This window comes from Neochlamydia sp. AcF95 (assembly GCF_018342455.1).
Classification (GTDB): Bacteria; Chlamydiota; Chlamydiia; order Chlamydiales; family Parachlamydiaceae; genus Neochlamydia.
Genome location: NZ_JAEMUC010000051.1, coordinates 1 through 23,167, shown reverse-complemented (window position 1 = coordinate 23,167; position 23,167 = coordinate 1). Strand labels below are relative to the sequence as shown.

At 39.5% G+C, this 23,167-nt stretch carries 16 protein-coding genes and 1 tRNA gene; 7 read left to right on the top strand and 10 right to left on the bottom strand.

From position 1 onward, the window contains the following. The 4 genes from NEOC95_RS06540 to rlmN all read right to left on the bottom strand — a co-directional run bounded on the left by NEOC95_RS06540 (position 1) and on the right by rlmN (position 3,812). Positions 1-77 (bottom strand) — tRNA-Val (locus NEOC95_RS06540). A gap of 92 nt (positions 78-169) precedes the next feature. Continuing rightward, positions 170-1,999, bottom strand: coding sequence for an excinuclease ABC subunit UvrC (gene uvrC, locus NEOC95_RS06535; RefSeq protein ID WP_213152224.1), 1,830 nt, complete (start codon positions 1,997-1,999; stop codon positions 170-172). Positions 2,000-2,423: 424 nt separating this feature from the next. Next, positions 2,424-2,633, bottom strand: coding sequence for a hypothetical protein (locus tag NEOC95_RS06530; protein WP_213152223.1), 210 nt, complete (start codon positions 2,631-2,633; stop codon positions 2,424-2,426). Between the two features lie 111 nt (positions 2,634-2,744). Next, positions 2,745-3,812, bottom strand: coding sequence for a dual-specificity RNA methyltransferase RlmN (gene rlmN / locus NEOC95_RS06525; protein ID WP_213152222.1), 1,068 nt, complete (start codon positions 3,810-3,812; stop codon positions 2,745-2,747). A gap of 471 nt (positions 3,813-4,283) precedes the next feature. On the opposite strand from rlmN, the gene NEOC95_RS06520 reads away from it, so the two are divergent. Beyond that, positions 4,284-7,340, top strand: a complete 3,057-nt coding sequence (locus NEOC95_RS06520; protein ID WP_213152221.1) for a glycine--tRNA ligase — start codon at positions 4,284-4,286, stop codon at positions 7,338-7,340. A gap of 375 nt (positions 7,341-7,715) precedes the next feature. Here the strand turns inward: NEOC95_RS06520 and cyoE are convergent, their stop codons facing one another. The 6 genes from cyoE to NEOC95_RS06490 form a co-directional block, all read right to left on the bottom strand. Then, complete coding sequence (cyoE, locus tag NEOC95_RS06515) at positions 7,716-8,567, bottom strand: heme o synthase (RefSeq protein WP_249270198.1); 852 nt, start codon at positions 8,565-8,567, stop codon at positions 7,716-7,718. Positions 8,568-8,616: 49 nt separating this feature from the next. Then, a complete protein-coding gene (gene cyoD / locus NEOC95_RS06510) occupies positions 8,617-8,982 on the bottom strand; it encodes a cytochrome o ubiquinol oxidase subunit IV (RefSeq protein ID WP_213152220.1) in 366 nt (121 codons plus the stop codon). 1 nt (position 8,983) lies between these two features. After that, positions 8,984-9,592: a cytochrome o ubiquinol oxidase subunit III gene (gene cyoC, locus NEOC95_RS06505; protein WP_213152219.1), complete on the bottom strand. Its 609-nt coding sequence runs from the start codon at positions 9,590-9,592 to the stop codon at positions 8,984-8,986. Between the two features lie 2 nt (positions 9,593-9,594). Next, positions 9,595-11,559: a cytochrome o ubiquinol oxidase subunit I gene (gene cyoB / locus NEOC95_RS06500; protein ID WP_213152218.1), complete on the bottom strand. Its 1,965-nt coding sequence runs from the start codon at positions 11,557-11,559 to the stop codon at positions 9,595-9,597. 39 nt (positions 11,560-11,598) lie between these two features. Then, the gene (cyoA, locus tag NEOC95_RS06495; RefSeq protein ID WP_213152217.1) at positions 11,599-12,495 is read right to left on the bottom strand and encodes a ubiquinol oxidase subunit II; all 897 of its coding nucleotides are present in this window, start codon (positions 12,493-12,495) and stop codon (positions 11,599-11,601) included. A 448-nt stretch (positions 12,496-12,943) separates the two neighbouring features. Continuing rightward, the gene (locus NEOC95_RS06490) at positions 12,944-13,450 is read right to left on the bottom strand and encodes a Dps family protein (RefSeq protein ID WP_213152216.1); all 507 of its coding nucleotides are present in this window, start codon (positions 13,448-13,450) and stop codon (positions 12,944-12,946) included. 364 nt (positions 13,451-13,814) lie between these two features. On the opposite strand from NEOC95_RS06490, the gene pgm reads away from it, so the two are divergent. From pgm to NEOC95_RS06460, 6 genes are all read left to right on the top strand, one after another. Continuing rightward, positions 13,815-15,479: a phosphoglucomutase (alpha-D-glucose-1,6-bisphosphate-dependent) gene (pgm, locus tag NEOC95_RS06485; protein WP_213152215.1), complete on the top strand. Its 1,665-nt coding sequence runs from the start codon at positions 13,815-13,817 to the stop codon at positions 15,477-15,479. A gap of 505 nt (positions 15,480-15,984) precedes the next feature. Further along, positions 15,985-16,395 carry a thiol-disulfide oxidoreductase DCC family protein gene (locus tag NEOC95_RS06480; protein ID WP_213152214.1) on the top strand — a complete coding sequence of 137 codons (411 nt, stop codon included), beginning with the start codon at positions 15,985-15,987 and terminating at the stop codon, positions 16,393-16,395. 160 nt (positions 16,396-16,555) lie between these two features. After that, the gene (locus tag NEOC95_RS06475) at positions 16,556-17,740 is read left to right on the top strand and encodes an autotransporter outer membrane beta-barrel domain-containing protein (protein ID WP_213152213.1); all 1,185 of its coding nucleotides are present in this window, start codon (positions 16,556-16,558) and stop codon (positions 17,738-17,740) included. A 158-nt stretch (positions 17,741-17,898) separates the two neighbouring features. Beyond that, on the top strand, positions 17,899-18,324 hold the full coding sequence (locus NEOC95_RS06470) for an IS630 transposase-related protein (protein ID WP_213152212.1): 426 nt from the start codon (positions 17,899-17,901) through the stop codon (positions 18,322-18,324). A gap of 274 nt (positions 18,325-18,598) precedes the next feature. After that, on the top strand, positions 18,599-19,180 hold the full coding sequence (locus NEOC95_RS06465; protein WP_213152236.1) for an ISAs1 family transposase: 582 nt from the start codon (positions 18,599-18,601) through the stop codon (positions 19,178-19,180). A 180-nt stretch (positions 19,181-19,360) separates the two neighbouring features. Next, entirely contained in the window at positions 19,361-23,053 is a 3,693-nt protein-coding gene (locus NEOC95_RS06460) for a tetratricopeptide repeat protein (RefSeq protein ID WP_213152211.1), read from the top strand. Positions 23,054-23,167 lie beyond the last annotated feature (114 nt).

Below are 23,167 nucleotides of genomic sequence, written 5' to 3'. Positions count from 1 at the left end.
TGGTGGGATATAGCTGACTCGAACAGCTGACCTCCACGATGTCAACGTGGCGCTCTAACCAACTGAGCTAATATCCCATCGGGATTAGTGAAGAAGGCATATTAACGGAGAGCACTGAATTTATTCAATCAAAAAAGAATGATTCCTTAATTTTTAATAAGCAGCCCCATTACTTAGCATTTTTTAAATATTCGGTTAAAGCTTTTATATCTTTTTGGGTAAGGCGGGGAAGTTGCGAGATCTCTTCTAGGGTAGCTTCCCTTATTTTTTTAACACTACCGAAATGCTTTAGCAGCAAAGCACGTTTTTTAGGACCTATGCCGGGAATATCATCGAGGGAACTTTTAATTGTTTTTTTTGTTCTTAAATGGCGATGGTAGGTGATGGCCGTACGGTGAGCTTCATCACGAATTTGCTGGAGTAAAAACAAAACAGGTGAGGTCTTATGCAATAAAAGGGGATCTTTAACGCCTGGCAAGAACACCTGCTCTTCTGTCATGCCGCGATCGTGTCGCCCTCTTTCTTTTGCTAAGCCGATCACATCGACCGTGGCGATATCTAAATCGGCTAGCAGCTTTAAAGCCATGTTAAGATGTCCTTTTCCTCCATCCACTATCAACAAATCAGGTAAGTCATTTTCTTCTTTAGCTCTTAGATAACGTCTATTTAAAGCCTCTTGCATAGAAGCATAGTCATTCGATTGATCGATCGTACGAATCTTATACTTGCGATAACGATTGGAGTCTTTTTGACCATTAGTAAAAGCAACCATCGTAGCGACAATGGTGGTGCCTGCCATATTAGAAATATCAAAACATTCGATGCGCTCAGGATACCTATTCAAATGGAACCTCTCTTCCATTTCTAATAAGGTTCGCTCCCTAACAGCTTGCAAATCTTTTTCTTGATGAAAAGAAGCTTTGGCATTAGCGATAGCCATTTCAACCATCGCTAATTTGTTACCCCTCTGCGGATGATAAATGCGTACTCCTCTTTTTCTTTGGCTAGAGAGAATTTCAGCAATAGCCGACGGGTTATCAACAGGCGCGGAAAGTAAAATTTCATGAGGCAATTCAGCCTGCTCATCATAATTTTGTAATAGGAAAGATTCGAGCAACTCATGATCATTTTGAGCGATCTGACTAAAGTTATGGCGCCTTGATCCTACAAGCTTACCTGCCCTAAATAAAAGCTGGCAAAGAATGGCCTCATCACCTTGGCGAAAAATTCCAAAAGCATCGGCATCCTCCCCGAGAGGCTTATCTACTTTTTGCGTTTCAATCGTTCTCTCAATCTGACGAATGGTCTGTAAAATCTCTCCTGCCCTTTCAAACTCTAAAGCTTCCGACTGACGCTCCATTTCAGCTTTTAAGTCTTGCAAAACTTCCTTATCTTGCCCCCTCAAAAACTTGATAGCTCCATCCATGTAATGATTATACTCTTCTTTTGTACATTTATTGACACAAGGGGCTATGCAACGCTTGATATCGTAAAGAATACAGGGACGATGGCGCCGGACGAGTTCCTGATCAGAACATTGCCTTAAGGGAAAGATACGTTGAATTAAACCTAAAGTATGGCGAGCAGCTAGGGCACTCGTATAAGGTCCAAAATAGTAACCATCGGATTTAGGTTTACCCCGATACCGTATAAGGCTGACCATAGGCCAGGGATGTCGATTGTTAATTTTTAAAGCAATATAACTTTTATCATCTTTGAGTAAAGCATTATATCTAGGCTGGTATTGCTTAATCAGATTGTTTTCTAACAACAAAGCTTCTTTTTCTGAATTAACAACAATCGTATCAATTTCTTCAACTTTTGCAATTAAAAAAGGGACCATTAGACGCCCATCTCTACCTGCAGCAAAATATTGTTTGACCCGTTGGCGCAAATTGTTAGCTTTGCCCACGTAAAGAATCTCATTTTGCTCCCCCTTCATCAAGTAAACACCAGGCTGGGTAGGAAAAAGATCGAGTTTTTTGAGATCAAAAGACATAAACACCTTTTATTGCAGAGCGTAATTTTAAAGGGAGCTTCTTATCTTAAGCAACCTAATAAATAAAAATGCTTTTTCCTTCCTCCCTAGAAAGCCAGGAAAAAACCTCCTTTTAAGGCTTTTCACCCCTTTTTAAAGGTAGCCGTTTAGTAAGAGAAAACTTAAATAATTCTTCCCTAAAAAGCTTTACCGCCAGGTGGTTAGGCCCTAGCGCTGCCTATTTTATCCATCAACCGCTTGAGTGAAGTCCATTTTTAAAGGTTAAGAATTTTCTCTTGCCATCTTTTTCTATGCCATCCTGCCAAAGATTAAAGGAGTGATTGCTGGTTTAGCTGGATCCACCAAACTGGCCGATAGACAAAAATGAAAGAATGATAGCCTTGATTTTTTCTGGAGGGAGTAAAAGTCGGAACAACCTTTATACTTAAGGTTTAGCTCCTCTTTTAGGAGACCGACGATTTTTCTTTTGCTCAGATCTAGGCGATTTAGAGCGATTGCTGGGAGGAAGATTTAGCATTATTTCAAGCTCGAGAATGCGCTTTTCAAGACGTTTAATCGTCTGTTCCTGCTCAAAAACCATCTGGCTCTGATGCTGGACAAGTATGAAAAGATCTTCATAGGTGGGTTTCATCATGATAAATTGACCTCCTAAGCTTTTTTTAACAATGATACCGGAAGCCTACTGCTGGATTAGCAGTTGCTTAAAGCATCCCCCTTAATTGATTAAAAAGCAGATCGCTTGTGTTTACTCTGGCATCATCGCTAAAGCAGGCTTTGGTAAATTCTGCTGCTGCATGGCCAATTGCCCACAGGCTGCCGCAATATCATCACCTTTGGTGTAGCGGCAAGTGTTAACGATCTTGCATCCAAATAAAACGCTTCTAAATTCTTTAATCGCTTTCCTATCAGGCCGCTGCAGCCTAACATTTGGAATAGGATTGTAGGGAATTAAATTAACTGTACATTGTTTGCCTTTTAATAGATGGGCCAATTCATGCGCATGATCAGGATGATCATTGATACCCGCAAGCAGAGTGTATTCATAGGTAATATCGCGCTTCGTTTTCATACTATACTCATCCATAGCAGCTAAAATATCCTCTAAAGGATATTTGCGCGCATAGGGAATAATCTTTTTGCGAATATTTTGATTAGGAGCATGAAGAGAAAGAACCAAATTGACTTTAAGGTTTTCGGTGCTTAAACGCTTGATTCCATCTACGATTCCTACCGTAGAGACCGTAATCCTTCTCTGAGAAATATTAAGGGTTTCCTCATCAATGATGAGATGGATCGATTTCATCACGGCCTCATAATTTTTAAGAGGCTCACCCATCCCCATGTAGACCACATGGCAAACACGTTCTTCTTTTTGCTTTAACCAATGGTTAATCTGCACGATCTGCTCGACAATTTCCCCAGGTCGTAGATTACGAAAAAAACCTTGTTTTCCCGAAGCGCAAAAGGCGCAGTTAGCAGGACATCCTACTTGCGAGGAGACACAAACAGTACGACGCTCACCAGAGCAGATCAGTACTGATTCGACCAGATTACCATCCCTTAACTTCCAGAGAAATTTATAGGTTTCCAAGTCGGTAGAAGGGGTGATTTTTACCAATTGCAAAGTAGGCAAAAGCAAGCCCTTTTTTAGCTTTTCACGCAGAGGCTTACTGAGGTTAGACATCAAATCCCAATCTAGGATCGATTTTTTATACACCCATTCAAAGAGTTGGCGCGCATGAAACTTTTTTTCCTCATAAGTTTCTAGCCAATCTACAAGCTCTGAATAGGTTAGGTCACAAAAATTTGTCATTATTTTCTCAATTAATAATTTTATTTATAATGCAGCATACCATATGTATTAAATAACTACTAGTTAATTCCTTACTAATTATTTTAGCTGGCGTTAAAAAAACAAGCCTACTAAAAATCTGTAGAGCCTGCTTAAAACTTGCTTGTTGGGATAAGAGAAAGTGCCTTACCTCCTTTATTAAAGGCCAGTTTCCCTGGTAAGAATAAAAAAAGTTATCCATACGTCTAAAAATTTATAAAGCTATTTATTGGTTATTTAGAAGTTTTTTTCCTCGATTTTTATGATTTCCTAGCTAGGGAGGGTTCAGTTTAAGCTATTTACAAGACGAAAAGCGCAAGTAGAGAACTTTAGGGCTATATAATAAAAAATAAAAGGGAAAACAATTAAGAGAGAAGTGAAGATGATGAAAATGTAGCGTTATTTTTCTTAAATAAGATAACATCATGCCTTTTATAAAAAATGAGTATCTACATGATTACCTTTCAGGAAGTTTTAAGACGTCTCTCGCTTTTTTGGGAACAGCAAGGATGTATTATCCATCAAGGATATGATCTTGAAGTAGGAGCCGGGACCTTTAACCCTGCCACCTTTCTACGCTGCTTAGGTCCCGAGCCTTATCGTGCAGCTTACATTGAACCCTCACGCCGCCCTGCAGATGGACGTTATGGAACCAATCCCAACCGCCTTCAACACTATTTTCAATACCAGGTGATTCTCAAGCCCTCACCCTCGCATATCCAGGATCTATATCTAAAATCCTTAGAAGCTATTGGCTTTAACTTAAGTGAGCATGATATCCGCTTTGTGCATGATGATTGGGAGGCCCCTACACTAGGAGCTTGGGGATTAGGATGGGAAGTCTGGATGGATGGAATGGAAGTTACCCAATTTACTTATTTTCAATGCGTGGGGGGGCTCAATTTAAAACCCATCACCGGTGAGATTACCTATGGGATTGAACGTTTGGCCATGTATCTACAAAAAGTCAATAACATCTTTGATTTACAATGGAATGAAGAGATTACCTATAAAGATATTTATCATCGTAATGAAGTCGAATGGAGCCATTACAATTTCGAAAACGCTTCAACCGAAATGTGGTTTCGACACTTTAATGATTTTGAGAAAGAGGCTCAAGCATTAATGGCTGCAGGCTTGCCGCTGCCGGCCTATGATTTTGTCATGAAAGCTTCGCATGCTTTTAATATTCTGGATGCACGGGGCGCCATTTCTGTTACTGAGCGAACAGGTTATATTGCCCGTATACGTAATCTTACTAAGCAAATTGCCGAAAGTTATACCAAGAGCCGCGAACAACTTAACTACCCTTTACTAGGCAAATTTAACTCTGCGCCACCAGCGGGAAAGGAAGAGATTATAGCTCCTACGCCTTCTAAAGAAGAAGAAAGGGAAATGCTCGATACTAATAAAAAAGAGGCTTTTCTTTTAGAAATTGGCTCTGAAGAGCTCCCCGCTTCATTTGTCAGCTTGGGCTGTCAAAATCTAGAAAAAGCATTTAAAGCTTTTTTAAATAAAGAAGGTATTGCTTATGGAGACATTAAAACTTATGGAACTCCTCGCCGCCTGACCTTGTATGTTGAAGATCTTCCTTACCTTAAGCCCCCGCAAATCCTAGAAAAAAAAGGGCCCTCTTTAGAGCAAGCCTATGATAGCGATGGGCAATTAAAACCAGCAGGTGAAGGTTTCTTTCGCTCGCTTGGCATTTCCCCTATTTCCTTGGCTACTATCCGTGAAGCTCCCTACGGCTCGGTGCGCATTCAACAAATCAAAGGAATCGATTATCTATTTGCCTCCATGCAAACACCAGGAATACCGACAGCGCAAATCTTAGCTAAAAGCTTACCTAGTCTCATTTTAAGCCTCGATTTTCCTAAAAAAATGCGCTGGGGTTCTCTTGAAATTTCTTACGCACGTCCTCTGCGCTGGATCACCTGCCTTCATGGCCCTCATATCATCCCCTTTAGCGTGGGCAATATTCAGGCTGGTCGGAAATCCTTTGGGCATCGTCAGCTGTCCCCTGAAGCTTTTGCTCTTAATAAAGCCCAAGAGTATGTGGAAATTTTAAAGAAACATCAGGTGATGGTAGATATGGGGGAAAGAGAAAATACCATCATTGCTGCCCTAGATAAGCTAGAACACTCTTTACAAGCAAAGATTATCTGTCGAGAGGCTGTCATCCCCCAAGTTTTGAACTTGGTGGAGTGGCCCCAAGTAACTTATGCCTACTTCAATGCCTCTTTTCTTAAGGTTCCTAAAGAAGTATTGATTTCTGAGATGGTGGAACATCAAAAATATTTCCCTGTTACCGATGCCCAAGGGCAACTGCAAAACATCTTCATTATTACCGCTGACAACAATCCTTCGGATTATATACGGGCTGGTAATGAGCGTGTCTTATCAGCTAGGCTCTCTGATGGAGCTTTTTTATATGAGCAGGGCTTGAAAGTATCCTTAGATTCTTACAATGAAAAGCTTAAACAAGTGACTTTCCAAGCTCACTTAGGGAGCGTATGGGATAAGGTTAAACGGATTGTCTCTCATGTAGAGATTTTGCAAAAATTGCTTAACAAAGGTAGCTTGGAAAAAGCTAAACGAGCAGCTTGGTTATGTAAAGCCGATTTAGCCTCGGAAATGGTTTATGAATTTCCCAACCTACAAGGTACAATAGGAAAATACTATGCGCTAGCTTCAGGCGAGGATCCCGAGGTAGCCGAAGCCCTAGATGAACATTGGATGCCGCGAGGAGAAAACGCCCCTTTACCCCAAACCCTTACAGGCACCTTAGTAAGTCTTGCTGACAAAATCGATAATTTAATCGGTTGCTATTGTGTGAATCTTAAGCCTACCTCTTCTAGTGACCCCTATGCGCTAAGGCGCCAGACTCTCGGCGTGATTAAAATGCTTATCAATGGCTGCTACCGTCTACCCTTAATGGAGGTCTTCCGGCAATGTTTTGATCATTTCCCTGAAGCTCTAATAAAAGATAGAGAGCATTTATTACAAGAGATAGAAGCTTTTATTACCAACCGTATTAAATCAGTTTTCCAAGAATATGATCTTTCTAAAGATGAAATCGAAGCTTCTCTTTCTTCTAACTTTAGTGATATCTACGATACTTTTTGCAAAGCTAAATCCCTTCACCATTTTAGGCAAACCAACAAAAAGTTTCCTCTTCTCTTTGAAGTTTATAAAAGAGCTAAAGGCCAATTAGCAAACATTCCAAGTGCCGCTTTTTCAAAAGAATTACTTAAAGAAAATGCTGAGAAGAACTTGGATGCTTTGCTAGGTCAAAAGCAGATGCAACTCACTCAGGCAATTACCTTGCATGATTATGATAAAGCTTACGAACTAATTGCAGATATCCAACCAGCTTTAGCCCAGCTTTTTGATGAAGTTAAAATCTTGGCGGATGATCTAAAATTGCGAGACAACCGTATAGCTTTGCTGCAGCGCGTTTTTGACATGTTCTCTCAATTGCTAGACTTTAGTAAAATTAGTGAGAAATAGGTTTTAATCCTCTAGGAAGCTTTAGATATGCTGCTGCAAAAAAATTTAACAATTTTTCTCCAAAGATTTTTAAACCCTATCAACCTTTTTCGTTCATAAATCTATTTACACCTTTAAAAAAGCAAGGAGATAAACCTAAAATCGCGAAGGTAATTTTTTTTTGGCTATTTCTTTGTCTTTTAGCATTAATGGATTCTTTTATAGTTTTTAGGCTTGAATCTTAAAATAAATTCTTAGTTACTGTTAATACTGTCTATCTATCCTTGCTATTTGCTAGCGAAAAATGCTGTAGAAATGATTATCTTGATTCTTAAACTCTTTTACAAGATAGCCAAGCAGAGGTATCGGGTTGGTTAGCCAAGTATCTGTTTCCTTTTAAACCCTATCGATAGCCATCATGAAACATTCGACCATAATCACTACGATAGAAAATAAAAACATTTGGCGGGCCCATTGCTTGTCGTTATCACTTTTAAAACCTTTTAAACATAACACATACCACATTAACCCCATCAGGACAGCCACGGTTAAATAGGCATAGCCAGTATATCCCATGAACGTTAACATGACAGTCGCCAAGATAAAAGCCATGATATATAACCACATTTGTATTTTGGTCGTGTATATACCCTTTTCAAGCGGCAAAACTGGGATGGAGGCGGCAGCATAATCCTCTAGGCGATAGAGGGTAATCGCAAAGAAATGGGGCATTTGCCATAGGACCATAATGGTAAACAGGAGGAAAGCACCTAAGTCTAATTGATTGCTGGCCGCGCAATAACCTACAACGGGAGGGACGCCTCCTGCTAGGCTTCCTATTACCGTGCCATAAGAAGATCTATATTTCGATAGGCCATACACGACTACATAGAATAAAAAACCAGTTAGAGCTATCATGGCTGTCAAAAAATTAACATATAAAGCTAACACGCCCATTCCTAACAAACCAAGAAAAGTACCAAATAGGAGTGCGTTTTGTTTAGAGACCAGACCCTTAACAAGCGCTCGATCTTTAGTCCTCGCCATTTTCTTATCTATCTCTCGATCCATATAGTTGTTAAACACGCATGCTGAGGCAATCACTAAAGATAGACCCAGCAGAGTCCAGCAAAACAGCCAGAAGTTAAAAGGTCCTTTTGAAGCAAGCATAAAGCCGCCAAAGGTTGTTACCGCATTACCTGCTATGATGCCAGGCTTAGTCAACATGTAATAAGTTTTAATGGTCATCGTCTTAAATAGCCTTATGATTTAATCCTAGAGGTTAGAGTCATATTTTCTATTCGCTGGGGTGAAACATCGCTTGCATAGACATCAATCTTTCATCTAAATCATTCATAATCCATAGCGAGCCGACTACTAAAATGGCAATCACCCCTATCATAAAAGCTAAAGCCACTAGATTCCAGCGGGGCTTATTCTCTTCTTTAAGATGAAGAAAAAATAAAAGCTGGATTAGAGCTTGCATGACTCCTAAGCTAACCAGGGCAACAACTAAAACTTTACCGGTTAATAAATGTTCCTGGACAATTATATAGGCAGCTAAAGTCAATACTAGGGATAAAGCAAAGCCTATTCCATAGGATTTAAAGCTTCCATGCCTAGAAGCTTGCGGAGTTTTTATAGGATAAAGATTATCTTTCATGTTACTGCGCTCCCATTAAGTAGACAAAGGTGAAGATAAAAATCCATATAATATCTAAAAAATGCCAAAACATGCTAAAGCAAGCTAATCGTCTAAGCGTATTTGCGCTCAAACCCCGTGACAAAATTTGCATTCCCAGGACTACTATCCATAGTAAGCCTGCTAGAATATGCAAGCCATGGGTACTAACCAAGGTGAAATAGGCTGAAAGGAAAGCACTTTTTTGCCAGCTATGTCCCTCCTGGATAAGATAGTTAAATTCCATTATTTCCAGGATCAAAAAGGATAGCCCTAATAAAAATGTTAAGCTTAAATAGCTTAACGTCTTATTTTTTTCTTGTCGGTGAGCCGCTAACATAACCAATCCGCTGGTAAAGCTGCTGGTTAATAAGATAAGAGTTTCTATCAAAGCAAAGGTAGGGCTAAACAATTGACCAGCAGAAGGTCCACCATATGTACTATTGTGCAGCACGGCATAGGTAGCAAAAAAGGTGGCAAACAAAATGCAGTCGGTCATTAAGTAGATCCAAAAGCCAAAGAGCGTTTTAGCAGAGGTGGCTTGAGAAGAGTCCGCATGATTGATGGATGAAAGCGTCGTTAAATCTGTCATAGCTATCCCCTACTCCTGGCATGTGCTAACTCTATTTTTTCTACCTCTGCAGCTGATAGGTAGTAGTCGGTATTATCATCTAAGAGACGTATAAGGGTGCCTATTATAGTGCCTAGCAAGCTCAAGAGAGCAAGCCACCAAATATGCCAAATAACCGCAAAGCCAAAGAGGAGGCTAAAGCTAGCCACATAGATACCCATTGCAGAGTTTTTAGGTAGATGAATATCTTGATAACAAGGCTTCTTTGCATCCAGCACATGCGCCTGTTTTTTAGCCCAATAAGGATCGCGTTCGTTCACTTCAGGGATCATAGCAAAATTATAAATGGGTGGAGGAGAAGAAATGGACCATTCCAATGTTCTACCATTCCAGGGATCATTACCCACCTTATTTTGTTTTCGTTGGATCACACCTACCATAAGTTGTAAAAATTGGAGGAAAGCGCCACCGATAATGATGCAAACGCCTACCCCGGCAATCACAAATAAGGGATGCCAGCCAGTGGCCTCCTCATAATGGTTTAAACGGCGGGTGGCTCCCATTAAGCCAATGAGATAGAGCGGCATGAAGGCCAAGAAAAAACCTATAATCCAACACCAAAAAGCATATCTTCCCAGCTTTTCATGCAATTTGAACCCTAAAAACTTAGGAAGCCAATAAGCAAGGCCGGCGAAAAAAGCAAATAAGACGCCTCCAATGACCATGGAATGAAAATGGGCTACCAAAAATAAGCTATTATGCACCTGGAAATCAGCAGCAGGCACAGACATTAACACACCTGTCATGCCTCCACTCGTAAAGATGACTACGAAACCTAAAAACCAAAGCATAGGCCGTGAAAATTGAATACGTCCTCTACACATAGTAAATAGCCAGTTAAAAATTTTTACGCCCGTGGGAATAGCAACAAGCATGGTCATAATGCCAAAGAAGGCGTTAACATTGGCCCCTGCTCCCATCGTAAAGAAGTGATGCAGCCACACGATAAAAGATAGAAAAGTAATGGAAGCTAGCGCCCATACCATGGAGGTATAGCCGAATAAGCGCTTATGTGAAAAAGTTGCCACAACTTCTGAGAAAATTCCAAAACCTGGCAACATGAGAATATAAACTTCGGGATGCCCCCAGGCCCAGATGAGGTTGATATACATCATAGGGTTGCCTCCAAAATCGGCCGTGAAAAAATGGGTTCCTACGGTACGATCTAAGCTCAACATGCCAAGGGTAGCTGTTAAAATTGGAAAAGCAAAAATGACTAAAACCATGCTATTTAAAGCACTCCAGGTAAATAAAGGCATTTTCATCAGCGTCATGCCAGGGCAACGCATCTTTAAAATAGTCACTAAGAAATTAATTCCCGAGAGCAAGCTGCCCATACCAGCAATCTGTATACTCCATATCCAGTAATCTACGCCTACATCAGGGCTGTACTGTAGACTTGAAAGAGGTGGGTAAGCTAACCATCCTGTCGCCGAGAAATTTCCTATAACAAGGGAAAGATTGACCAAAAATGCACCTGCTGCAAACAGCCAAAAGCTCAAGGAATTCATAAAAGGAAAAGCCACATCCCGAGCCCCTATCTGTAAAGGCACGATTAAGTTCAACAAGCCGAACACGGCTCCCATGCTCACAAAGAAAATCATAGTGGTACCATGAGCAGAGAATACTTGCTGGAAATGGGAAGAGGTCAAAAAGCCCTGCGATTCCCCTACTGCGAGTATCTGCTGAGCCCGTAACATCAAAGCATCTACCACGCCTTTGAATAGCATTAAAAGAGAGACAATGATATACATCATGCCAATTTTTTTATGGTCCAATGAGGTTAACCATTCATTCCAGAGCCATTTCCACCTACGGAAATAAAATAAGAGAGCAACAATCATTAAGCCAGCTATAGCCATGCCTATACCCGCACCACTTTCAATGGGGTCGTGCTTGAAAGCTTCAAGGTTTAATTTTCCAAACATGTCATTTCCCTATATGGATTAAGATCAAATACTTACTAATTATTCTAAAGAGGCATCGCTTTTGCTTGGATTTGAGCCCATGGGCATCATGTAGCTCATAATGATCCAATCAAACAAATTTTCTTTTTGCAAAATATAGGTCTCTGCGGAGGAATTTTGAGTGGGTAGGATTAATTTTTTATACTCGTTTAAGCTAAGTTGCTTAGGTGATTGCTTTGCTTTTTCTATCCATTGCTCGAAATCTTCGGATGAAGTGGCTTTAGCCGTAAATTTCATGCCAGCAAAGCCTTCTCCACTAAAGTTTGCAGAAGAGCCTCTAAAGCTGCCTAGTTCATGCGCTATAAGATGTAGCTTTGCTTTCATGCCGGGCATCGCATACACTTGCCCCCCCAGTTGCGGGATCCAAAATGCATTCATAGGAGCGTCAGCAGTGACTTCAAAATTAAGGGGTGTATCTTTGGGAAACTGAAGAAAGTTTACCGTAGCAATTTTCTGCTCAGGATAGATAAATAGCCATTTCCACTGTAGAGCTACAGCTTGTATGGTCAGAGGCTTAGTGCTTGCCTGTAGCGGCTTGAAAGGATCTAATTCAAAACTACTTTTCCAAGTGATAACCGAAAGGACCAGAACAATTACAAAAGGAATTGCCCACCAGATAAACTCAACAAGATGGCTGTGATCCCAATCGGGTGTATATTTTGCTTTGGAGTTGCTGGCTCTATAGCGGCAAGCGATAGCAATCATCAGGATAAATACTGGAATAACCACGATCAACATCAGAAGAGTTGCTTGAATGATTAAGTCCAGTTCTCTTTGAGCGATCGCTCCTTTAGGATTGAGCACAGCGATATCGCTATTATGCACAAACCATCCTACTACGAGGAAGATGGCAAGGAGAGAAACAATAAAAAAGGCTGATTTGTAAATTTTGTTCATCTTTTTCAATTCCTAAAAAGATAATAGACACCAGCTACTTTGCTGGCACCCCTACCTATTTATTCAAATTTTTCTTTATCCTTTTATCTGAGACGAGCCACTTTGTCTAGATAAATGAAAGAATGAACAATAAATCTTTTATTTCCGAATTCAAATCAACTTTTTTTTGATGGTTAGCTATGAATAGATTAAGGAAATTCAGGCAGATGAAACTTTTTTATCCCCTTTAAATCTTACTCATTAGTTTCTACCTTAAGTTAGGAGCTTATTCTTATAATCTTCAAAAAGCCTTTTCTTACTTTCTAGGATTTTCTTTGCAGAAAAATCAACCAGCTTTAAATTATTTTTTAAGAAGAAAGCACAAAAGCCAAGAATAAAGCGTTTTTGGAGATCCACGTCAATAGCTCCCCCAACTTTACGGTATCTTAAGGCCTGATCAGCAAAGGATTTAGCTTTGCTGCGTTTCGAAAAGAAACCAGGCTCGCCGCTGGGCCTCGTCGATATAAACTTCAAGGATACTAGTCGTGGCCACATCTTGATACTCTTGACAAACTTTATGGGCAGCAAGCATGCGAGCAGCCAAGTTTCTATTTTCCTCTTCTAAACGCTTAAGCATCTGGATAGCTTCAAAGGATGGCTCGTCATCATCTTGCACATTTTGCAATTGACTAATCTGTTTGATAGAATGAATGGTAAGAGCTCCAAGCTTACGTACCCTTTCTGCAAGGACATCGATCATCGCAAAGATCTGCTCGGCTTGCTCATCCATCAAGAGATGATAATCGCGAAAGTGAGGGCCAAACATATGCCAATGATAGCTTTTTGTTTTTACATATAAAGCAAAAGCATCCGCAATTAAGGGATTGAGAACTTGAGAAATTTTATGACTTGCTTCCGTTTGGAGATGAGTGGATACTGCCAGAGTGGAGGGGACAGGATTGTATGTATTTTTCATAGAGGCTCCTCTAGTATGCTTTCTGTATTCTTCAAATTAACGCAAAAAAATTTTGTAGAATCTTTATCTTTTTAGCAGATAGGGTTGCTTTTTATCTTGGACACACTTTATCTACATCTTGACATTTTTGCAAGGTTGCCTATAAATTTTATATACATAAAATATTTTAAAAGCCATATTAAGCTTCAAAGCTGGCACCCATAAGCCGCTTGGAGAATCCTTTAAACGAAAAAGGTTAAAAAGCTAATAAACTATTTTATTGGTGCGAGTTAAAATTAAAAGCCTTTCTGCAGTAAGGAATTTCATGCAGGGTCTAATACAATTTTAAGCTAACATGCTATCATACAATATGAAGAGGAAATAAATGAGAGTCAGCCCACTAGCCGGAAAAATCAGTCCTTCTGATAAGCTTGTAAATATACCCCAACTTATCACAGCTTATTACGCTGAAAAGCCCGATCCCCTAGACACCGCTCAACAGGTAGCTTTTGGAACATCGGGCCACCGTGGTTCTGCATTGCAAAAAAGCTTCAATGAACATCATATTCTAGCTATTAGCCAGGCGATTTGCCAGTATCGCAAGCAGCAAGGAATTGATGGCCCTTTATTTCTGGGCATGGATACGCATGCGCTTTCTAAGCCAGCTTTAATGAGTGCTCTAGAAGTATTAGCAGCCAATGGAATAGAAATTTTGCTAGCTGAAGGAGAAGAGTATACACCTACGCCCGTTATCTCCCATGCTATAGTGTCTTATAACCGCCATCGCACCAAAAATTTAGCCGATGGTATCGTCATTACCCCTTCCCATAACCCCCCCAGTCAAGGTGGCATCAAATATAATCCGCCTAGCGGAGGACCTGCTGACCTTCATATTACCCAATGGATTGAAACAAAAGCCAACGAGCTAATGCGCAATGAGCTAAGAGGCCTTAAGAGAATTTCTTATGAAAAAGCTTTAAGCTTGTCTACCACTAAACGCTATGACTATCTTGAAGCCTATGTTGGCGATCTTAAAAATGTAATCAATATGGAGATTATTCAAAAATCCCAGATAAAATTGGGAGTAGATCCGCTAGGTGGAGCGGGAATTCATTATTGGGAGCCTATAGCAGAACGTTACAAGCTAAACCTTACCCTAGTTAACAAGACAATTGATCCAACCTTCCAATTTATGACTCTAGACTGGGACGGTCAAATTCGTATGGATCCCTCTTCAGCCTATGCTATGCAAGGGCTAATCAATTTAAAAAATCGCTTTGATGTCGCTTTTGCCTGCGATACAGATCACGATAGACATGGCATTGTCACTAAAAGTTCAGGCTTACTTCCCCCTAATCATTATCTCGCTGCCGCCATCTTTTATCTTTTTCAACATCGGCCTTTATGGAATCCCGGGGCGGCAGTAGGCAAAACGCTCGTCAGCAGCCAAATGATTGATCGTGTGGCCACTCAATTAAATCGAAAAATTTATGAGGTACCAGTAGGGTTTAAATGGTTTGTCGATGGCCTTCTTAATGAATCTTTAAGTTTTTGTGGCGAAGAAAGTGCTGGTGCCTCTTTTGCTCGTTTAGATGGAAAAACCTGGACGACGGACAAAGATGGGATTATCCTGGCCTTATTAGCTGCTGAAATGACGGCCAAACAAGGTAAAGACCCAGGTGAAATTTATCAGGATTTAACCCGTGAATTTGGAAACCCTGCTTATGATAGAGTAGAAGCACCCGCCAGTCTTAAGCAAAGACAGATATTAAAAAACTTTTCTGCCTTGCAGATAGAAGCAAAGGAAATAGCAGGCGAAGCTATCCAGGGTATCTTTACTCATGCAGCAGGAAACAGTGCTGCCATAGGAGGGGTAAAGGTCGTTACCGAAAATGGATGGTTTGCTGCTCGCCCTTCAGGGACAGAAGACATTTACAAGATTTATGGAGAAAGTTTTCGAGGTCAAGAGCATTTAGAGCAAATATTAGATGAAGCCCAATCGATTGTGGGAAAAGCATTTGAAGAGGCTTATTTGCTCAAAACTCCCTAAGAATAAAGGCCAGTAGGAAGGCCTCTATGAATATGGCTAGCTGCTTAGGTGGATAGGATTGATTAAAAAGTTTTTCCTATTTTTTACAATTTTCCATCCAGAGAACAACAACTTTAACTTTTTTCATGAAAAAAAGCGTAAAAAAACTACTCTGATTAGCCTATTGAATACAAACTAGGCTTCAAAGCATTTTTTAAAGAAAGGCTCAAAGATCAGGACTTTTAAGAGGGAGTTAAAGATATGATGAAAAACACTCCTTTCTTAAGCTTCACTTTATCGTGAGCATGTTTAAGATTTTAACCCTCTCAGCGAGCTTGCCGCTTGCTAGCGCGTTGATTACTCAGCAGATGCTTGCATGCCAGATCACTGGAAATACGATTGATATTTTTACTTGATAATTTTTTGCTTATGAAACACCTTTATTAATATTAAAAATTATATCTAGATAACTAGCTCTTAGAGCTTTGTTTTGCCTTTCTTAAGCGATGGATGAAAAAAAAACAGCATGGATAAACATTTAATTTTTTATGATGGCACCTGTGCCCTCTGCAGCCATGTTGTATATTTCCTTATAAAACATGATACCAAGCAACTATTTCTCTTTGCACCTTTACAAGGCTTAACGGCAGAAAAGCTGCTAGGAACTCTGCCTAGAAAGGTTCATACAGCCGATTCTTTAATTCTTCTTAAAAATTATGCTTCCTCTCAAAAAGAAGTTTATTTATGGGGGCAAGCTGCCTTGCAAGTTTTATGGCTATTAGGCGGAAGATGGAAGCTTATTGGCTGGATTTCCTTTCTTCCTTCTTTTTTATATAATTGGATGTATCGATTAATCGCTCAAAATCGTCAACGTTTTTTCTTGCAAAATAGCTGCTTGCTCCCAAAAGAACAGGATAAAAATCGTTTTCTCCCCTAAATTATTTATTAAGAAAATAACCTCCAAAACAAGCTTAGAGCTAAGAAAGCAAATAAAGCAAATCAGCCTCATCCTCCTCTTTATCAATTTTTTCTTGAGATAAATTTAAAAAAAACCTATCAGTGAGTTTTTCCATTATCAACCAGCATAGGACATGCGTATGAAAAATAATTTAAAAGCCCTTTTAACAATTTGCTTGAGTAGTTGTACTTTAATTTGCCCTTTGGGCAATTTGATGAGTGCCTCATTTTCTGCCTCTACCTATAATGAGAGACACATCGCTCAGCAATGGAGCTCTACTAATACAGGATCTGCCGATGAAGCGCTGGTCATTAATAACCTCTCTAATCTTTCTTCTAAGGAACAAAGAGAAGCTCTCAATGATTTGTCTGGTGAGCAATATGCTAATTTAATGCAGCCCAATCAAACAGCTTCCCAAACATTTATTCGTAGGATGTACCAACCTATCATCAATGATAGCTTAGGCTTACAATGTGGAGAAAACTGTGATGAATATAGATTGTGGGGAGCTGTAGGCGGAGGCCAGAGCCGTCTACGTAACTCTCATGGAGCTAAAGGTTATAGAATGGATGATTTCAATATTACCTTTGGTGCCCAAAAGCCATTAAATTTTAATTTCTTAAACTCGTGGCTAACGGTTGGTATTGCCGGTTCTTATGAAAAAGACCATATTCATTTTAAGCAAAATGGGCATGGCAAGGGTAATAATTGGCAAGGAGCTATTTACTACATGTGGAATAATCCCCACTTCTATTCTTTTTCTGGAACAATTCTTGGTGCCGACTGCGTAAGAGTCAAACGTTCTATTGATGTGGGTAACCTTACGAGAAAAGCTAGAGGAAAAGCTAGAGTCAGCGAATGGACATCTTTTACAGAACTTGGCCTAAATTTAGGTTACGAGAACTTCTATGTTCAGCCTTTTGCACGACTAGAACATGCTTCTTACCGTCGCCATGCTCTTAGCGAACATGGAGCTCAATCACTCAACTTACATGTGCGTGGCAAAAACATCAGTGCCTCTGTGGGTTATTTAGGAACACACTTGAGCACTAATCTACCTTGGTGGGAGCTTCATTTAAATGCCGATGCTGCCTGGAAATATCGCTTTAACTTGTTACAAGAACGTTTCCAAGCCCACTTTAAAAACTTAGGCTCGCAATTTAGAATTAAAGGCGTCCACCAAAAAACTAGCGGTTTTGAAGGTTCAGTTAATATTGCTAAAACCTTTTATAACTGCTGGCAAGGCTATGTTGAGTTTTCTGGTGAAGTGTGGGATCGTTTTTCTGCCTGGAACCTTGCTGGAGGCGTAACAGTTACTTGGTAATAGGTACTCATTGATGATAGATAATAGGTAGCTAAAATCCGAGAGATCTAAGGAAATGGCTCTTAGATCTCTTGTTTTTTTTAAGCCTTGTTGCGTAAATGGCCTAATATAGTTATTTAAATTCTATTTTTCTAAGGATGTATGTATAATCAATTGGCATGGTATATTCACACGATTTAAGAAAAAAAGCTTTGAATTATATAGAGAATGGCGGCTCCATGGCCACAGCTAGTGAGGTGTTTGGCGTAACAGTTCGCACCTTAACAAACTGGATTAAGCGGAAAAAACAAGGTGGTCTAGCTCCTAAAAAAAGACGACAGAGCCCCAGTAAAATAGATAGTGAAAAGCTAAAATTATATATAAAGCAAACTCCTGATGTCTACCTTAGAGAAATAGCTGAGGCATTCGGAGTGACAATAGCTGCAGTTTTTTATGCTTGTAAAAGGCTGAAAATCACTTTAAAAAAAAGACACCCTTTTACAAGGAAAGAGATGAGAATAAGCAGAGAGGAATTTAGGCAAAAGCTAGAAAACATTCCGGAAGAAAATAGGATTTACATAGATGAAAGCGGGATAAATGCCTAATTACAGCGCCAACACGCAAGATCACTTATAGGAGAAAAGCTTTATGGTGCTATAGCAGATCTTTGCTAGGGAAAGCTTTATAGCAGCTAGATGTTTCTTACCGAGAAGATAAAAGCAAAGTCCGTAAAGACCATGGTGCCCAAAATCTATCGGTTTTGAAAAGATGTACGATGAATCTACTAAAAGCTGATACACAAGCAAAAGCAGGAATTAAGGGTAAGAGAGCAAAAGCCGGCTGGAATAAAGATTACATGATGGAAATCCTAAATGGTAAATAAAATCTTCATGCAATTTCCCTGCTATAGTAGGAATTAAAGGTAACCAAAGCCATCTTAAAGCAGAAGCGTATAACTTCTTTGAGCAAGCAAAAGCAGTTAATTACCAGGGAGTAGAGGGAATAACTCGAGAGGAAACTCATGAGAAAAATCGTGGTCGCATAGAAAGCCGTCATGTGTGTGTAGTCAATGCCTTACATTGGCTTCCTCAACGGGAGAAATGGCGTTTGCAGTCCATGATTGAAATACGTTCTGAACGGAAGGTAGCAGATAAAGTAGAACAAGCTATCCGCTATTATGGATCTAGCCGAAAAGCAGGGGCTAAAGAATTTGCCAAGTGGATTCGAGCGCACTGGGCGATAGAAAATAGTTTGCACCATGTAATGGACGTGATTTTTAAAGAAGATGCTTCATTAAGTGATGTAGGCTTTAGTGCTGAAAACATAGCTTTAATCAGACGCTTAGCTGTTAATGTAATAAGAACCATGGATTCTGACCGAGGGATTACCGATGCTAGGCGAAATGCCACTTATGCACCTAATTATCTGAGAGGATTACTAGGTAAGGTATTTATCAAATAATTCTCATCAAAACACCCTGGAGCCACTATAAGCTTATAAGCTCCCACATTAATTCTTTTCTTGTCATTTTTTAATTTTTTTAGGAGGTTCATTTTAAAATGAATTTTTTATACTCTCCTTTACGAGTCAAGGTTATGCAGGAGCAGTGCATTTTGAAATTAGCTAATAAGGATAAAATGAATGAATTTAGAGATCTATCCTATCCATCCCCATCTATTTCCTGCCTTTGAGAAAAAAGGAAAGCATTCTAGCTATATTATAGAAGATACTTGCGTCTATACAGCGATCGCTTTAAAAATATTTAAAAAATTAGAACTTCAGGATTTGTGCCAAGTCAAGCTAGTATGTAAAGAATGGAAACATCTAATTAGAAACAGCTTTTTAGCTGAAGAAAAAGCCTACACCTTAGCTTTAAAACTAGCTATTCAACAGGAAGATCTTATTCAAGAAGCCCTTTATGTAGAAAAATTGGGTGATATTTATGTTAATAAAGGCACATCGAAAAGGCTTTTACAAGGAGCAGGACTTTACAATTATGCTTTGCAAATTGTTTCTGATGACAAAAAGAAATTTTTTGAAGAAAAGCTTTTGAAAGCTCAACATTTACTTATCAAGTCGTGTCAGGGAAAAGTTTCAGAAAATAATAGAATAAGAAAAGAATTTAAGAGCAATCGTCAAGCTTTAAAAATTTTTAGAGAAGAAATAGAGGGGATGATTCAATCTCTTCCAGAAACTCCTTCTTTCCTAAAAGTGAAAGATCTTTACGGTAAGATCGCTCAGGATATAAAGGCTTTTTTTAGCTTACTAGTTAATCAGGCGCTTGATGTATTAGGCCCGCCACCTTGTGAATATGCAATGGTAGGCTTTGGCTCCTTAGCTAGGGAAGAAATGACTCCTTATTCCGATCTAGAATTTGGCATTCTTATAAAAGAAGATAACGACGCAAATAAGAAGTATTTTAGGAATCTTACAAATCTATTCCACTTAAAAGTTATTAATTTAGGAGAAACCATCCTCCCTGCTTTAAATATTCCTAGCTTAAAAGCTATAGATTTTTTTGATAGCATTACGCCACGTGGCTTTGCCTTCGATGGAGCAGGGGTGGAAGGAAAAGGCTGCAAAACTCCTTTGGGTAATGGTAAGACATTTGAGCTTATTCAAACTCCTGGGCAGATGGCTCAGTATATTGGTAAAGATGAAAAAGGCCAATGGTGGCATGAAAAAGAGCCTCACCTTCCTATGGAATTGCTAAACTTTACTCATTTGTTAGGCAAAGAAGAGCTAACTGAACAGTATAGACAAAATGTTCAGAGCAAACTTAATACCTCTTATCAAGATAGCCTGGATCTGCGCCAGTATTTAGCTAAACAGCACCTTGTGCTAGCTGATATGGAAGCTTTTGACCCAGGAATAGGTGATTTAAGCAGGCATGGTATGCTCTTCAAAGTTAAAAATGATTTTTATCGCTTTCCTCATTTAGCTTTAGACCGACTAGCCCTTATCAAAGGAATAGAAGCTTCCGATACGTTTACTAGGATTGATAAACTAAGCGAGTTAGAGGTTATAACAAAAGGGGCTACTGAAAAGTTAAAGGATTGGATGAGTTTAGCATTATTCATGCGCCTTAAGACTTATTCTTATTATCAAGCGCAAAAAGAGATGATGAATCCTCTCCTCAAACCTTTTCACTTTGAGGATCAAGATATTGCTAAAAAGCAGTTTGCCTTAGATCATAAAACCTTAAAAAAAATAAAAAAAATCTACCATATCTTTATTCCTTTTTATCAAGCTATTGACGAGTTTTTAGCAGGCAATGAAGGTAAACTTAAATCTTCTAATTTGGATGATAACTCTCCAAAGGTGAAAGGGGATATAGCCCACAGGCTTTTTCAACATGAAAAAGCAAGAAAATGTTATCTTCAAGCCATACAAACAAGTCCACACAACTCGAATGCCCTAAATAATCTTGGAACCATCTACTTTAGACAAGGCAATTTAGCCAAGGCGCTCGAGTATTTCAGCCGAGCGTTTGCCATTGACTTTAAGCATTATGGTAAAAATCATCTTATGGTGGCAAGAAATTACACCAACCTAGGACAAATCTATCAAGATCAAGGCAATTTAGATAAAGCGCTAGAGTATAGCAGGAAAACGCTTACCATTAGCCTTAAGCATTATAGCGAAAATAATCCCAACGTAGCAATCGATTACAGTAACCTAGGACAAATCTACCAAGATCAAGGAGAATTAGATAAGGCAGCAGAGTATACCCTCAAAGCGCTTGTCATTAGCCGTAAGCTTTTGGGTGAAGATCATCCCATGGTGGCAAGAAATTACAACAATCTAGGACAAATCTACCAAGATCAAGGCAATTTAGACAAGGCGCTAGAGTATAGCAGGAAAGCGCTTACCATTGATCTTAAGCTCTTTAGTGAAAATCATCCTAGTGTAGCTACTTGTTACAGTAACCTAGGAAAAATCTACCGAGATCAAGGCAACTTGGACAAGGCGCTAGAGTGTATCAGCCGAGCCCTTGACATTGACCTTAAATTTTCTGATGAGAATCATCCTAATGTGGCAATTCGTTATGCCAACAGGGGAGCAATCTACCACAAGCAAGGCCATTTAGACAAGGCGTTAGAGGATAGCAGCCGAGCCCTTGACATTGGCCTCAAGCATTATGACGAAAATAATCCTATTATAGCTATATACTACTGCAACCTAGGACAAATCTATAAAACTCAAGGCGAGTTAGATAAAGCAGCAGAGTATACCCACAAAGCCCTTACCATTGATCTTAAGCTTTTTAGTGAAAATCATTCCCGGGTAGCTACTCGTTACAGCAACCTAGGACAAATCTATCAAGCTCAAGGAGAATTAGATAAAGCAGCAGGGTATATCAGCAAAGCGCTTGTCATTAGCCGTAAGCTTTTGGGTGAAAATCATCCCATGGTGGCAACCGACTACAACAATCTAGGACAAATCTACCAAGATCAAGGCAATTTAGACAAGGCGCTAGAGTATACCCACAAAGCGCTTACCATTGGTCTTAAGCATTATGGCGAAAATAATCCCACCGTAGCAATCAATTACAGTAACCTAGGACAAATCTATCAAGCTCAAGGAGAATTAGATAAAGCAGCAGAGTATATCAGCAAAGCGCTTGTCATTAGCCGTAAGCTTTTGGGTGAAAATCATCCCATGGTGGCAACCGACTACAACAATCTAGGACAAATCTACCAAGATCAAGGCAATTTAGACAAGGCGCTAGAGTATACCCACAAAGCGCTTACCATTGGTCTTAAGCATTATGGCGAAAATAATCCCACCGTAGCAATCAATTACAGTAACCTAGGACAAATCTATCAAGCTCAAGGAGAATTAGATAAAGCAGCAGAGTATATCAGCAAAGCGCTTGTCATTAGCCGTAAGCTTTTGGGTGAAAATCATCCCATGGTGGCAACCGACTACAACAATCTAGGACAAATCTATAAAACTCAAGGCGAGTTAGATAAAGCAGCAGAGTATACCCACAAAGCCCTTACCATTGATCTTAAGCTTTTTAGTGAAAATCATCCCCGGGTAGCTACTCGTTACAGCAACCTAGGACAAATCTATCAAGCTCAAGGAGAATTAGATAAAGCAGCAGGGTATATCAGCAAAGCGCTTGTCATTAGCCGTAAGCTTTTGGGTGAAAATCATCCCATGGTGGCAACCGATTACAACAATCTAGGACAAATTTGTCAAGAACACGGGAATTTAAAACAAGCGTTCGAATATACTAAAAAAGCTCTCAGAATTAGCATAAAATTGTATGGTGTCCATCATCCAACTGTAGAATTAATTAATGCTAATCTGCAAAGGCTTAAATAGTACTACTTCGTTAGGTTTAAGAGGTATCAAAAAATAACCTTTTGGATGAGTCATGAATAGCTTGGCAAAAAGGGCAAATAGTAATGCAAAATAAGCTGTTAATTAATCTTCTGA

Bases quoted from the DNA above. Each gene is read 5' to 3' on its own strand.
- rlmN (WP_213152222.1), bottom strand. From the start codon at position 3,812: ATGACAAATTTTTGTGACCTAACCTATTCAGAGCTTGTAGATTGGCTA.
- cyoB (WP_213152218.1), bottom strand. From the start codon at position 11,559: ATGTTTGGAAAATTAAACCTTGAAGCTTTCAAGCACGACCCCATTGAA.
- NEOC95_RS06530 (WP_213152223.1), bottom strand. From the start codon at position 2,633: ATGATGAAACCCACCTATGAAGATCTTTTCATACTTGTCCAGCATCAG.
- NEOC95_RS06470 (WP_213152212.1), top strand. From the start codon at position 17,899: ATGGTATATTCACACGATTTAAGAAAAAAAGCTTTGAATTATATAGAG.
- pgm (WP_213152215.1), top strand. From the start codon at position 13,815: ATGAGAGTCAGCCCACTAGCCGGAAAAATCAGTCCTTCTGATAAGCTT.
- cyoE (WP_249270198.1), bottom strand. From the start codon at position 8,567: ATGACCATTAAAACTTATTACATGTTGACTAAGCCTGGCATCATAGCA.
- cyoC (WP_213152219.1), bottom strand. From the start codon at position 9,592: ATGACAGATTTAACGACGCTTTCATCCATCAATCATGCGGACTCTTCT.
- cyoA (WP_213152217.1), bottom strand. From the start codon at position 12,495: ATGAACAAAATTTACAAATCAGCCTTTTTTATTGTTTCTCTCCTTGCC.
- cyoD (WP_213152220.1), bottom strand. From the start codon at position 8,982: ATGAAAGATAATCTTTATCCTATAAAAACTCCGCAAGCTTCTAGGCAT.
- NEOC95_RS06460 (WP_213152211.1), top strand. From the start codon at position 19,361: ATGAATTTAGAGATCTATCCTATCCATCCCCATCTATTTCCTGCCTTT.
- NEOC95_RS06490 (WP_213152216.1), bottom strand. From the start codon at position 13,450: ATGAAAAATACATACAATCCTGTCCCCTCCACTCTGGCAGTATCCACT.
- NEOC95_RS06480 (WP_213152214.1), top strand. From the start codon at position 15,985: ATGGATAAACATTTAATTTTTTATGATGGCACCTGTGCCCTCTGCAGC.
- NEOC95_RS06475 (WP_213152213.1), top strand. From the start codon at position 16,556: ATGAAAAATAATTTAAAAGCCCTTTTAACAATTTGCTTGAGTAGTTGT.
- NEOC95_RS06520 (WP_213152221.1), top strand. From the start codon at position 4,284: ATGATTACCTTTCAGGAAGTTTTAAGACGTCTCTCGCTTTTTTGGGAA.
- uvrC (WP_213152224.1), bottom strand. From the start codon at position 1,999: ATGTCTTTTGATCTCAAAAAACTCGATCTTTTTCCTACCCAGCCTGGT.